11 protein-coding genes and 1 tRNA gene are annotated in these 12,570 nt (G+C 64.0%); 7 read left to right on the forward strand and 5 right to left on the reverse strand.

Going from position 1 to position 12,570, the window contains the following annotated elements; genetic code table 11:
* Positions 1-121: 121 nt before the first annotated feature.
* Positions 122-2,011: a propionyl-CoA synthetase gene (locus MFF34_RS04880; RefSeq protein ID WP_238210669.1), complete on the forward strand. Its 1,890-nt coding sequence runs from the start codon at positions 122-124 to the stop codon at positions 2,009-2,011.
* A gap of 114 nt (positions 2,012-2,125) precedes the next feature.
* On the opposite strand, the gene zapE is transcribed toward MFF34_RS04880, so the two are convergent.
* Positions 2,126-3,211: a cell division protein ZapE gene (zapE, locus tag MFF34_RS04885; RefSeq protein ID WP_238210671.1), complete on the reverse strand. Its 1,086-nt coding sequence runs from the start codon at positions 3,209-3,211 to the stop codon at positions 2,126-2,128.
* 117 nt (positions 3,212-3,328) lie between these two features.
* Positions 3,329-3,571, reverse strand: a complete 243-nt coding sequence (locus tag MFF34_RS04890; protein ID WP_027593905.1) for a hypothetical protein — start codon at positions 3,569-3,571, stop codon at positions 3,329-3,331.
* Positions 3,572-3,840: 269 nt separating this feature from the next.
* Here MFF34_RS04890 and MFF34_RS04895 point away from each other — a divergent pair.
* Positions 3,841-3,915, forward strand: a tRNA-Gln gene (locus tag MFF34_RS04895).
* Positions 3,916-4,160: 245 nt separating this feature from the next.
* Here the strand turns inward: MFF34_RS04895 and MFF34_RS04900 are convergent.
* The 3 genes from MFF34_RS04900 to MFF34_RS04910 are packed head-to-tail and all read right to left on the reverse strand — an operon-like array spanning position 4,161 to position 9,288.
* The gene (locus MFF34_RS04900; protein WP_238210678.1) at positions 4,161-6,548 is read right to left on the reverse strand and encodes a hybrid sensor histidine kinase/response regulator; all 2,388 of its coding nucleotides are present in this window, start codon (positions 6,546-6,548) and stop codon (positions 4,161-4,163) included.
* Positions 6,549-6,561: 13 nt separating this feature from the next.
* Positions 6,562-7,023 (reverse strand): response regulator, encoded by a 462-nt coding sequence (locus tag MFF34_RS04905; protein ID WP_027593903.1) that lies wholly within the window; start codon positions 7,021-7,023, stop codon positions 6,562-6,564.
* Positions 7,024-7,038: 15 nt separating this feature from the next.
* Positions 7,039-9,288 carry an ATP-binding protein gene (locus MFF34_RS04910; protein WP_238210800.1) on the reverse strand — a complete coding sequence of 750 codons (2,250 nt, stop codon included), beginning with the start codon at positions 9,286-9,288 and terminating at the stop codon, positions 7,039-7,041.
* Positions 9,289-9,595: 307 nt separating this feature from the next.
* Here MFF34_RS04910 and MFF34_RS04915 point away from each other — a divergent pair, with 307 nt between their 5' ends.
* Genes MFF34_RS04915 through MFF34_RS04935 form a run of 5 tightly spaced genes read left to right on the forward strand, consistent with a single transcriptional unit; the run spans position 9,596 to position 12,565 of the window.
* Positions 9,596-10,123 carry a spore coat U domain-containing protein gene (locus MFF34_RS04915; RefSeq protein ID WP_238210681.1) on the forward strand — a complete coding sequence of 176 codons (528 nt, stop codon included), beginning with the start codon at positions 9,596-9,598 and terminating at the stop codon, positions 10,121-10,123.
* 30 nt (positions 10,124-10,153) lie between these two features.
* The gene (locus MFF34_RS04920) at positions 10,154-10,690 is read left to right on the forward strand and encodes a spore coat U domain-containing protein (RefSeq protein ID WP_099429911.1); all 537 of its coding nucleotides are present in this window, start codon (positions 10,154-10,156) and stop codon (positions 10,688-10,690) included.
* Between the two features lie 18 nt (positions 10,691-10,708).
* A complete protein-coding gene (locus tag MFF34_RS04925) occupies positions 10,709-11,242 on the forward strand; it encodes a spore coat protein U domain-containing protein (protein WP_238210683.1) in 534 nt (177 codons plus the stop codon).
* 3 nt (positions 11,243-11,245) lie between these two features.
* On the forward strand, positions 11,246-11,749 hold the full coding sequence (locus MFF34_RS04930; protein WP_238210685.1) for a spore coat U domain-containing protein: 504 nt from the start codon (positions 11,246-11,248) through the stop codon (positions 11,747-11,749).
* Positions 11,750-11,788: 39 nt separating this feature from the next.
* Positions 11,789-12,565 carry a molecular chaperone gene (locus tag MFF34_RS04935; protein ID WP_099429910.1) on the forward strand — a complete coding sequence of 259 codons (777 nt, stop codon included), beginning with the start codon at positions 11,789-11,791 and terminating at the stop codon, positions 12,563-12,565.
* The last annotated feature ends 5 nt before the right edge of the window (positions 12,566-12,570 follow it).

Raw genomic sequence — 12,570 nt, forward strand, 5'->3', positions numbered from 1 at the left:
TATTCGTGTTGTCTGCAAATTTGCAGGTCGGTTGTGACTTTAGTCCCATGGCGCGCCCGGCGTGGCGGTCCATACTCAAGTTTCGCCCTTCAATAACAACAAGTACCGGGTTCCCTTCGACATGAGCTATCAGCACAGCTACGCCCATTCCATCGCCGACCCTGCCGTTTTCTGGGCCGAGCAAGCCGCGCACCTGGCCTGGCACCGCAAGCCTTCCCTGACCCTGCAGGAAAACCCAGACGGCACCCACCGCTGGTTTGCCGACGGCCGCCTGAACAGCTGCCACCTGGCACTCGACCATCAGATCGAACAAGGCCGTGGCGAGCAGTTGGCGCTGATCTACGACTCGCCGGTGACCGGTACGCAACAGACGTATACCTACCGCCAGCTACGCGACGAGGTGGCACGCCTGGCCGGTTTGCTGCGCCAGTTGGGGGTCGGCAAGGGCGATGGGGTGATCATCTACATGCCCATGGTGCCGCAGGCGGCCATGGCCATGCTGGCGTGCGCGCGGATTGGTGCAGTGCATTCGGTGGTGTTCGGCGGTTTTGCCGCCAACGAGCTGGCCTTGCGCATCGATGATGCCCGGCCCACGTTGCTGCTGACGGCGTCCTGTGGCCTGGAGTTCGACCGGGTAATCGAATACAAGCCGCTGGTCGATCGTGCCCTGCAGTTGGCCCGTCACCAGCCGCGCAACGTGCTGGTCCTGCAACGCCCCCAGGCCACCGCCCAATTGCAGCCCGGCCGCGACCTAGACTGGCAGCAGGCGTTGGCAACGGCCGAGCCGGTGGCCCCTGTCGAGCTGGACGCCGGTGACCCGCTGTACATCATGTACACCTCCGGCACCACTGGAAAGCCCAAGGGCATCGTGCGTGAAAACGGCGGCAACGCGGTTGCGCTGTGCTATGCCATGCGCCACATCTACGGCATGCAGGCGGGCGATGTGTGGTGGGGTATTTCTGACGTGGGTTGGGTGGTGGGCCATTCGCTGATCGTTTACGGGCCGTTGATGAGCGGCTGCACCACGGTGTTCTACGAGGGCAAGCCGATCCGCACCCCGGACGCCTCAGCCTACTGGCGCGTGGTCGAGCAATACAAGGTCAACGCGTTGTTCTGTGCGCCGACCGCCATGCGCGCCATTCGCAAGGAAGACCCGGACGGTGCGCTGATCAAAGGGCACGATCTGAGCTCGCTGCGCCAGTTGTTCCTGGCCGGGGAAAAACTTGATTCAAGCACCCACGAATGGTTGGAGCGGGTCACTGGCAAACCTGTGCACGACCATTGGTGGCAAACCGAGACCGGCTGGCCGGTCACCGCGCCCTGCGTTGGGCTGGAGGGCAGCGCGGCACGTGCAGGGTCGAGCAACCGCGCGGTGCCGGGTTACCACGTGCGTGTCCTGGACGATGACGGCCATGTGCTGGGGCCGAACCACCAGGGGTCGATTGTGATCGCGCTGCCGTTGCCGCCTGGGTGCAGCCAGACGCTGTGGGGCGATCACGAGCGCTACCTGCAAGCGTACCTGCGCACTTACCCGGGCTACTACCACACGGGCGATGGCGGCTACCTGGACGATGACGGCTTCGTCTACATCATGGGGCGCACGGACGACGTGATCAACGTCTCTGGGCATCGCCTGTCCACCGGTGAAATGGAGGACCTGGTGGCGCGTCACCCGGCCGTGGCCGAGTGCGCGGTGATCGGCGTGCATGACGATATCAAGGGTCAGGTGCCGTTGGCGCTGGTGGTGCTGAAAGATGGCGAGGGCATTGCCGAATCGCAGTTGCTGGTGGACCTGGTTGGCAGTGTGCGCGAAGAAATCGGTGCGCTGGCGTGTTTCAACCGGGTGCGATTGGTCAAGCGGCTGCCCAAGACCCGGTCGGGGAAAATTTTGCGGGCGGTGCTGCGCAAGATTGCCGATGGGCAGGATTATGTGCCGCCGTCGACCTTGGATGATCCGGCGGTATTAGGGGAGATCGAGGCGGTGTTGGCGGACCTGCCACGGGCGGGTTGATTCGGTGGTAGTGATGGCCCATTCGCGGGGCAAGCCCGCTCCCACAGGAAGCCCAGGGCTTTCAGGTTCGGTGACATGCCGGTGGGAGCGGGCTTGCCCCGCGAATGCGCCAGTTCAGCCAACAAAGTACTCAGGCCCCACCTGATGCAACTGCCCCAAGCGGCTGCGGGTGCGCATCAGGTCGGCAATCGCTCCGCCCAGGCTTTCGTCCAGCGGCCGCCGCCCGATCACTGTCACCTGCTTGTCCTGGTCATACAGTACATCCACCAGGTTAACGAACCGCTGCTGCGCTGCCAGCGAACATTCCGACAGGTCGTCCAGCCCATCGATGACCCACGCATCGTACTGCGCCGCCAGTGCCAGGTAATCGATCACCGCGGTGGGCTGTTCGCACAGGTCGTCGAAGGCGAACATCACCTGCCGGTCGATACTGGCCAGCACGCGCAGGCTGCGTTTATTGATGTCCAATGTGGCCGGCTGCGCGTCCGGTACGTTCACCGCCTGGCGTTGCTCGGCAGTGCCCGGCCACACATAGTGCCCCTGGGTAAAACGCTGATGCTCGCGGTTGGCCGGCAGGCTGCGAAAGTCGGTGTCGCCACCGACTTCCAGCACTCGCATGCGTCCGTTGATCAGGCGGATCACCGGCAGGAAGCGTTCGTGGTACAGCGGATTGGGCAGCAGGCCTTCAGGTGCATAGTTCGACGTTACCAACAGGAAAACCCCACGCTCGAACAGCGCGGTGAACAGCCGAGTGAGCAGCATGGCATCGCCGATGTCATGCACATGGAACTCGTCGAAGCACAACACCCGGCACTGGCCAATCAGCTCGTCCAAGGTAGCGCCCAGTGCATCATCCAGCGCGCGGTGGCGGTGCATGCCCTGGTGCAGGCGGGCAAAAAAATCATGGAAGTGCAGGCGTCGTTTGGCCTCTACCGGCACAGCCTGGAAAAACCCGTCGAGCAGCCAGCTTTTGCCGCGGCCGACCGAGCCGTGCAGGTACAGGCTGCACGGTTGCCCGTGTTCCAGCTGCGCCAGTTGCTCGGCCATGCTGTGGATGACCCGGCGTTGGCCGTCGCTGAGCTGGTAGCCACGGCTGCACGCCTTGTCTTCGAACCAGGCCAGCAGTTCGCTTTCAGGGGCAGTGTTGGCGCGCAGGCGCTGGCCAAGCTGACGCAGCGGGGTAGGGATCCAGGCAGGCAAATCGATAGCTCCTTGGTCGATGGCGGTGCAGGGCGCAGCTTGCGCGACGGTCGCCATTTTGACCAATAGAGAAAGCAGTGGGCAATGATCGCCTGACGAGATAGGTCGAGCGCCCGCTTAGGCTTTGCGCTCCAGCTGGCGCTCGATCATGTACTTCACCGTCAAGCGGCGCTCCTTGAGGTGGCGCAGGTCTTCGTCGACGAAGTTGCCGGCCGAGATCGATTCGGCGGCCAGCACCTGGTTGTCGATGTCCATGTACTCGTCCAGCAGGCGGTCGAGGGCTTTGTCTTGCTGGCGACGTTGCTGGACGATTTCCCGCGGGTAATGCAGGTCTTGGTAAAGGTCGTGTGAGACAGGCATGGATACCTCCTTGGTCAATGAATGCGCCTATCTGATTGGAAAGGCGAAATGCGATTGTGTTGAAGCCATGCAGGCGGAAAGCGACGGATGGTTGCCAAGATGGGGTATTGGCAGAGGGAAGGGACTAACTTGCTGTTTTAAAGCATTTTTTTTACATCAGGGGGTTCACAGGCCGAAAGAATGTTGTTAAAGTGCCGCGCATTCCAAGACAACAACCCAGTTGTCACTCAGTTGGAATTGTCAGAGCAGCGTTTGCTGCATCTCGATACAGGGGCGTCGCCAAGCGGTAAGGCAGCAGGTTTTGATCCTGCCATGCGTTGGTTCGAATCCAGCCGCCCCTGCCATTTTCTGATTCAACTCATTATTTCTTCCCGGTGCTTAGCCAGATAAGCGCTGGGTTTCGTCGTTTCCGGTTTTTAGTCCTGGCATGCCCGCCAAACTGTAGGAGCAGCCTTGTGCTGCGAAGAGGCCAGTGACAGTCAGGGAATGTCCGCTGCGGCTGCCGGCCTCTTCGCAGCACAAGGCTGCTCCTACAGTTAGCGTGCATACAGAAGGTACAGTTGTCGTGCATACAACAGGTGCTGTAAAGCTACGCCGAGACCCGCAGCAATTCACTCAGCACCCGCGCCAGTTCATCGGCCTGCACCGGTTTTTGAATCACCAGGCTGCCGGGCAGTTCCAACCCTTCCAACTCCGCATACCCCGTCAGAAACACCACCGGTAAACGCGGGTGTCGCTCGCGCGCTGCCAGGGCCAACTGCGCGCCATTGAATTCGGGCATGGCGAAATCGGTCAGCAGCAGGTCGATGCCGTCGTCGAGCAATGCCAATGCCTGTTCGCCACTGTGTGCCTGGCGCACCTGATAGCCGTACTGGCGCAGCACATCGCCGAGCATGTCGCGTACCAGGTGGTCGTCATCCACCAGCAAGACAGTGTGGTTTTGGCCACTGTCACCGATCGGCTGGGAAACCTCTGGCATCACGGGCTCGCTCTGCGCTTCACCTTTGACCGCCGGCAGGTACACCGCCACCTGTGTGCCGCGCCCAGGCACGGTGTCAATGCGCACGCCGCCGCCCGACTGCTTGGCGAAGCCAAACACCTGGGCCAGGCCAAGCCCCGAACCCTTGCCGATGTCCTTGGTGGTGAAAAACGGCTCGAACACTTTGGCCAGCACGTCTTCGCTCATGCCGCAGCCGGTATCGCGGATGCTCAGCATCACGTACTCGCCGGGGTCTGGGTCTTCCGGGCGCTGGGGGCGGGCCTCGATGTGGGTGTTGCGGGTGTAGAGGGTCAGTTGGCCGCCGTCGGGCATGGCGTCGCGGGCATTGATCGCCAGGTTGAGGATGATCATCTCGGTCTGGGTCGGGTCGGTCAGTGCCTGCCACAGGTGCGGGTCCAGGTCCAGGCGCACCGACACGTTACCGCCCAGGGTGCGGCGCAGCAGTTCTTCAAGACCGGCCAGCGTCCGGTTCAGGTTCAGCGGCACGGGCTCCAGGCGCTGGCGCCGGGAGAAGGCCAGCAACTGCGAGGTCAACTTTGCACCGCGTTCGCCTGCTTCACGGATGTGTGTGAGGCGGGTACGCGCTTTGTCCAGGTCGGCCTTGTTGAGGTCTCTTTCAAGGAAGCTGGCACCGGTGAGGATCACCGTCAGCAGGTTGTTGAAGTCGTGCGCCACACCCGCGGTCAGCTGGCCGACCGCTTCCAGACGCTGCATTTGTTGCAGCGCGGCCTCGATACGCTCGCGTTCGGTGATTTGTTCACGCAGGCGGGTGTTGGCCTCGGCCAGCCCCAGGGCGGACTCACGCTCGCTGGTGATGTCGCGGGCCACCACATACAGCAGGGTGTCTTCGGGTACCACCACCCAAGATAGCCAGCGCTGCTGGCCGCCGGCATGCAGGATGCGGCCGACAAAGCGCGCGCTGGTGCGGCCGTGGGCGAGGGCGGCCAGTTCCGTGAGGAAAAGCTCCTGATCGGGCTCGGGCAGCAGGTGCAACAGTGACGTCTGGCTCAGGCGTTCGCGCGAAAGGCCCAGGCTGGCTTCCCAGGCTGGGTTGAGGGCGACCGGTGTGAGGTCTTTGTTCAGCACCGCCAACAAGTCTTGCGACAGCTCCCAGGCGCGGTCGCGTTCACGGGTACGGCGCTCGACCCGTTCGCCAAGCATCTCGTTCAGTTGCTTGAGGGCGAGGGTGGCCTGGCGTTGGGTGTGAATGTCCTGCAGCACGCCAGAAAAGCGCACGCACTGGTCATCGACGAACTGGCTCTGGCCACTGCTGAGCAGCCAGCGGGGTTCCAGGCCGTGGGGTTGCGCGATGCGGAACTCGACCCGGTAGTGGCCGCCGCTCTCGGGGCGCATGGCATGCTCCACGGCGTCGCGGACCATGGCCAGGTCTTCGGGGTAGATACCGGCGAAGAACACGTCCAGGGTCATTTCGGTGCTGGTGGGCAGCCCGAACAAGGTCTTGCAGCGGTCGTCCCACAGCAACAGGCCTTCCTGTGGGCGCAGGTCCCAGGTGCCCATGCCGGCGGCGTCGATGGCGATGCGGGCGCGCGCCTCGACATCCGCCAGCGCTTCTTCGGCGCGGCGCCGACGCTGGCGTTCCTGCACTTCGGTCAACGCCCGGCGCACGGCCTTTGGCAGCAGCGGCAGGTTTTTTTTCAGTACATAGTCGGTGGCACCCAGGCGGATCATCTCCACCGCGTGCTCTTCACCGTAGATGCCGGAGAGGAAGATGAACGGGGTGTCTGGCGCCAGGCGCTGGGCGATGGCCAGCACGTCGGTACCGGACGAGCCGGGCAGCACACAGTCGCAAAGGATCAGGTCGTAGTGGCTCTCACGCAGGGCGTGTTCGACGCCGACATGATCGAACACCAACTGCGACTGAACGTGCAGCCCGCTACGCTCCAGGCGCAGCAGGGTCAGCTCGGCGTCCATCGAGCTGTCTTCGACCATCAAGAGTTTCAGCGGCGTTGGCAGCATCTTCGCGTTGGCCTCAGTTGCTGCCGCGGCGGTTTAGGCGCAGCGAGCCGGGTGGCGGTTCGTTGAGCACGGCCCAGAACACCCCGAGGTCGGAGATGGCGGCGACGAATTCCTTGAATTCCACGGGCTTGACCACGTAGGCATTGACCCCCAATTCGTAGGCGCGCAACAGGTCGGGCTCCTCCCGCGACGAGGTCAGCATCACGGTCGGGATGCTGCGCAGGTCAGGGGTGGTGCGAACTTCCTTGAGCACTTCCAGGCCATCGACTTTGGGCAGTTTCAGGTCCAGCAGCAGCACGGCGGGGTTGCCACCGTCGCGTTCGGCATAGGCATTGCGGCGCAACAGGTAGTCGAGCGCATCGGCGCCGTCACGCAGCACGATGACTTCGTTGGCCAACTGGCTGCGCTCCAGCGCCAGCAGCGTCAGCTCCAGGTCCCGGGGGTTGTCTTCTACCAGCAGGATAGGTTTGAGCATGATGGTACAGGGGCCTCATGTAGTCGCGGCGGGGCGCGGGAGGGTGAAATGGAAACTGGCGCCCTGGTCGATCTGGCCTTCGGCCCAGACACGGCCGTCATGGCGCTCAATGATGCGGCGTACACTTGCCAGGCCTATCCCGGTGCCTTCGAAGTCTTCCATGCGGTGCAGGCGCTGGAACACGCCGAACAGCTTGTTGGCGTAGGCCATGTCGAAGCCTACGCCGTTATCGCGGATGCACACCTCGACCTCGTCTGTGTGCTCCTGGGCGCGGATCTCGATGCGCGCAGGGTCGCGACCGCGGGTGTATTTGATGGCGTTGCCAATCAGGTTTTGCAGCGCCAGGTTGATGAACGCCGGGTCAGCGATCACCTTGGGCAGGGGGGCGATGTCCCAGACAATTTCGCGCCCCTGGTAGTCCGGTGCCAGCTCGGCGCGTATGGCGTCGACCAGGGCATTGAGGTCGACATCCGACAGGCGCAGGGCCGAGCGGCCCATTTGCGAGAAATTCAGCAGGTTGTCCACCAGGCTGCCAGCGAACTGCGCGGCTTCGCCTATGTGCTGCAGAAAACGCCGGCCGCGCTCGCTCAGGCCTTGGCCTTCGATTTCGCCGAGCAACTCGGTGTACCCAGCAATGTGCCGCAAGGGCGCACGCAGGTCGTGGGACACGCTGTAGGAAAAGGCTTCGAGTTCTTTGTTCGAGCGGCGCAGTTCGCCGGCCAGTTGTGCCAGCTCTTCGGCCTTGCGCAGGACGATACCCAGCACGGCAGTGCGCAGCTCCACCACGCCTTCGACGATCAACGGGTCCCAGGCTTGGCAAAAGCCGCGTACTTCTTCCTGCCAGCGTTCAAAGCTGTGCCGTGGGTCGAGTTGGCCTTGCGGGCCGACCTGTTTACTTGGCTGCCCGGCCCAGTTGACCGTGCGCACCTGCTCGGGGCGGAACCACAGCAGGTAGTGCGAGTGGATTTGAGAGATGGCCACTGCCAGCACACCGCCGACATGGTCTGCCAGTTCAGGCAGCTCGTCGATGTCGCGGCGTACGTTGTCGCTGTGAAAGACCGTGTCCTCACCGCGCTGGGCCAACCAGTGCACCAGCGCCGTGACTTGCGCCTGCGGTGGCGTCTTGCCGATCAGGTCACAACGGTCGGCGGAGATCACTGCGGCGCCGCTGGCTCCGGCGAACTCCAGCAGCACATCGGGCAGGTCGCGCAGGCCCTCACTGACGCTGTCGTGATCGGCCATTGACGAGATCATCCGCACGATGTGCTGGCGCAGGTCGAGCAGCGTACGCGTGCTGGCGTGGGATTCACGCGACTCGATCTGCAGCGACAACACGCTGGCCAGCAGCTCACAGGCGGTACGGGTACGCAGGTCCACCGGGCGTGGCTGGTCATGGTGGCAGGACACCAGCCCCCACAGTTGCCCGTCGACCACGATCGACAGCGACATCGAGGCCAGCGTGCCCATGTTGCGCATGTATTGCAGGTGCACCGGCGACACGCTGCGCAGCGCGGCGAAACTCATGTCTAGCGCCTTGCCGGTGCGGGGGTTGGCGGCGGGTACCAGCGTGGAGGGCTGGTAGTTGGCGTCTTCGATCACGCGGATGCGGTTGACCCGATACAGTTCGCGCGCCTGGCGCGGGATGTCCGAGGCGGGGAAGCACAGGCCCAGGTAGCTGGGGTAGCCGGGGTCGGCCACCTCGGCCAGCACCTGGCCGTTGCCTTCGCTGTCGAACCGGTACGCCTTGACGCGGCCGAACCCGGTGATGCGCTTAAGCTGTTCCACCGACTGCTGCAGCAGGTCTTCAAGGCTGGCGGCCATGTGCAGGTTGCCGACGAAGCTGCGCACCAGTGGGTAGTAATCACCTTGCTCAGCCAGGTCGGCCGGCAAGCGCACGGGCTCGAACTCGACGATCAGCACCTGGTCGTGACGGTGGGCCAGCACGCGCAGCTTGTCGCGCCAGGGCGCACCCGGGCGCAGGCACACGTCGCCGATATGGAACGGAAAGGCCTCGTCGTCGGGCAGGCGTGCAAGGTGCGCGCGCATATCGAAGCCGTCACCGACCAGCTCGGCCAAGGCGCAGCCCAGCAGCTCCCTGGCGGGCAGGCCTAGCCAGTGCTCGGCGTTTTCGCTGGCCTGGAGGATGTGCAGGTCGGTCTCGTCCAGCACCAGCAGAAACCCGTGGGGCTGGATGCTGCCCGGCACCTGGATCGGCTCCTGGGCACAGCGCTCTACGGCCTCAGCGAGGGGGTTGTCTGCAGTTATCAATGAAAACGCTCCTGTCATGCCCGCCCATACAGCGGTCACGTGTCTGGTGCAGGACGATGGTTGACATGCACCGTACCAGAATGTCGGCTGATTTGCCGGCTCATGGCCATTGGAGGCACTGTGCGACGAGGGGTTCGGTGGCATCGAAGATTTTTTCGCGGTGGCCGCGAACGCCCGCTATCGCTTTATCGCTAATACAAAAAAATGGCTTGAAGCCATCACTGCTATTGCACCCCGCTGCTACGCTCCAATGGGTACACAGCTTCAATGCAAAGCGTCAGCACACAGCGATAAGGATTATAAAGTGACGGAACGCTTTTTGGCCGCGTTGTTTGGCCTGTTGTTGAGCGGCAGTGCCGTAGCGACGGACTTTCTCGTTGAAGTGCGGGTCCTGGTGCAGCGAGGCTGCATGCTGGTCAACCAGACGCGAGATGCCGGGGCACAAGCGCTGGGCCTGATCGACCTGGGCAGTGCCGCGCGGCTCGATGGCCCAGGCGCGCCCTTGAGCGGTGTACTGCACAGCCAGCGGCCGCCACGCCTGGAATGCAACCCCGACACGCCCTATCAGGTGCGGGTCGATGGCGGCCAGCACGGTGGCGCAGGTGAACTGCGCTTTCTGGCCAACGACGACAGCAAGGCCCGGCCTATTCCTTATCGCTTGTACCGCGACCCCGCCTGGCGCGAGCCGTTGGCGGTCGATGTCGCGCACTCGGCGCGGGTGCCGAGCAGCGGTTCGATCGAACTGCCGCTCTATGCCCGCATCGACAAACTGGCCTGGGTACCACAGGCAGGCCTGTATGGCGACCTGCTCAAGATCACGGTCACCTGGTAAGGACGCCACCATGCACAAGGATGCGACGCCATGAACCGCACCTCGATCCTGCTGCTTACCCTCGGCCCGCTGCTGTTGCCCGGTGGCGCGGCCCATGGGACCACGACCGGGTTCATCCAGGCGCGGCTGGTGATCAGTGCGGCCTGCCAGATCAGCAGCGGCACCGACCAGCCTGCAACCCTGGGCAACCCTGGCCTGATGGACTTCGGTGAGCGTGGCCCGAATTGGGACCAGCCACTGCGCAGCCGGGTCGACGAAGTGGCCGGCGAGGGCAGCTTGCAGATCAGTTGCACGCCCGAGGTCAGGGCCTTCAACGTGCGGATCAACGGCGGCCTGAATGGCAATGACGGCGTACGGCGCCTGAGCAACGGCCGTGAACTGATCCCTTATCAACTGGCGGTGGACCCGGGTGGCAACAGCCGCTACGGCATCGGCCAGGCCCGCGCCTTCACCATCAGCAGCACTCAGCAGATACCGATTCCGATCTACGGCGTGGTAGTGGCGCAACCGCGCGCGCTGCCTGCCGGGCTGTACCGCGACACCCTGAGAGTGACCCTGGACTGGTAACCACGCAAGGAGACTCCGATGCGCACGAACCTCACCCGCTGCATCCTCGCCGGCCTCGGTTTGGCCTTGGCTTCCCAGGCCCAGGCCGCCTCGGTGACCGGTAACATCACCTCGACGCTGACACTGATCGCGGCCTGCCAGGTCAATGGCAGTTCCGCGAGCTCAGGGTTGAACTTCGGTACCCTCAACTTCGGCACCCAGGATGCCCTGTTCGGTACTGCCAACGCCCAGGTGCTTGGCGGCACGGGTAGCGCCCTGAGCATCCTGTGTTCGGCGGGCAGCATCCCGGCGATCCGCGTGCGGGCCGGTAGCCACGATGGCCAGTCCAGCGGCGGCACGCGTGCACTCGCCGATGGCGCCGGCAACTTCGTGCCCTACGACTTCTACACCGATACCGGGCGCACCCAGGTTCTGGTCATTGACGCCACCATCACCTTGCCGACCAGTACCGGCGTGGCCCAGACCGTCAACCTGTATGGCCAGGCACGCGGCAAGGCGGGCCTGCCAGCGGGGGTGTACACCGACACGGTGGCCGTCGAGCTGACCTTCTGAGCCATGCGCGGTTGGCTGGCAAGTGGCATCACGGGTATCAGTGTGCTGCTGGCCACGCCCCTGGGGGCGGTGCCCACCAGCACGTTCCAGGTGAATGCGCAGATCGTCGCCGGTTGCCTGGTGGTCGGTGGTGTGAGCAACTATGGGACGCTCGACTTCGGCACCCAGTCGGCGCTGGCCAGTGGCACCCTGAGCACCTCGCTGGGGGGCGCCAGCGTGACGTTTCAGTGCACACCCGGGGTAACCCTGAACATGAGCCTGGACGGCGGCCAGAACAACGCCAGTGGCACTCGCAACCTCAAGCGTACGGGCGGCACGCAAGTGTTGGCCTACCAGTTGTACCGCGACGCGGCGTACAGCCAAGCCTTCGGCATTGGCCAGAGTGTGGCGGTCAGTTACACCGACCCCACGTCCATCAAATTGCCGGTGTACGGCAGAACCCAGTTGACCGGCACGCTGCCGGCAGGGACCTACACCGATGTAGTGCAAGTGACGGTGACCTGGTGAAACGGCCAGCACCCATGACAGCAGTCTAAGGAGAGTGGCATGTGGGCAGGCGCGAAGTGGGCGCGTGGTTTGATCGGGTTATCGCTGCTGGCAAGCCTGCCGGCGGGGGCAGCCACCTCGGTGCTGATCTGGCCGATTGACCCGGTGCTGGAGGCTGACCAGAAGGCCGGCGCACTGTGGCTGGAAAACCGCGGCACTGCGCCGGCGAACCTGCAGGTGCGGGTGTTCGCCTGGCGCCAGGGTGATTACCAGGAGCAGTTTCAGGCACAGCGCGACATCATTGGCAGCCCGCCCGTGGCCAATATCGCCCCGGGGCAAAAGCAGTTGATCCGCCTGACCCGTACCGGCAGTTCGCCCGCCGGCCAAGAGCAGGCCTATCGCATCATCATCGACGAAATCCCCCCAGCAGTCCCGGCAGACAACGCCAGCCAGGGCGCTACGGCCGCGATCCGCCTGCAGATGCGTTATTCGGTGCCGCTGTTCGTCTACGGCGAAGGGTTGTGGGGCAAGGCCGACCCTGAAGGCAAACGTAATGCCGAAGGGGTGGGCAAGCCGCAATTGAGCTGGCACGCAGTGACCGTGCAGGGCAAACCCTACGTCGAGCTGCGCAACACCGGCCCGGTGCATGCGCGCCTGACCGATGTGGTGGTGCAGCAAGGCAGCCAGAGCAAACCGTTGGCCGAAGGCCTGCTGGGCTATGTATTGCCCGGTGCCAGCATGCGTTGGCCGGCGCCGCTGGCGCCGAGCGCCGGCAGTGTGCTGAAAGGGCGGGTCAATGGCCAGAACGTGGCGGATGCCATCCGCCAAGGTCAATGAGCCTG

The organism is Pseudomonas sp. PAGU 2196, from assembly GCF_022179005.1.
Lineage (GTDB): Bacteria > Pseudomonadota > Gammaproteobacteria > Pseudomonadales > Pseudomonadaceae > Aquipseudomonas > Aquipseudomonas kermanshahensis.

Bases quoted from the DNA above. Each gene is read 5' to 3' on its own strand.
- MFF34_RS04935 (WP_099429910.1), top strand. From the start codon at position 11,789: ATGTGGGCAGGCGCGAAGTGGGCGCGTGGTTTGATCGGGTTATCGCTG.
- MFF34_RS04905 (WP_027593903.1), bottom strand. From the start codon at position 7,023: ATGCTCAAACCTATCCTGCTGGTAGAAGACAACCCCCGGGACCTGGAG.
- MFF34_RS04925 (WP_238210683.1), top strand. From the start codon at position 10,709: ATGCGCACGAACCTCACCCGCTGCATCCTCGCCGGCCTCGGTTTGGCC.
- MFF34_RS04930 (WP_238210685.1), top strand. From the start codon at position 11,246: ATGCGCGGTTGGCTGGCAAGTGGCATCACGGGTATCAGTGTGCTGCTG.
- MFF34_RS04880 (WP_238210669.1), top strand. From the start codon at position 122: ATGAGCTATCAGCACAGCTACGCCCATTCCATCGCCGACCCTGCCGTT.
- MFF34_RS04900 (WP_238210678.1), bottom strand. From the start codon at position 6,548: ATGCTGCCAACGCCGCTGAAACTCTTGATGGTCGAAGACAGCTCGATG.
- MFF34_RS04920 (WP_099429911.1), top strand. From the start codon at position 10,154: ATGAACCGCACCTCGATCCTGCTGCTTACCCTCGGCCCGCTGCTGTTG.
- MFF34_RS04890 (WP_027593905.1), bottom strand. From the start codon at position 3,571: ATGCCTGTCTCACACGACCTTTACCAAGACCTGCATTACCCGCGGGAA.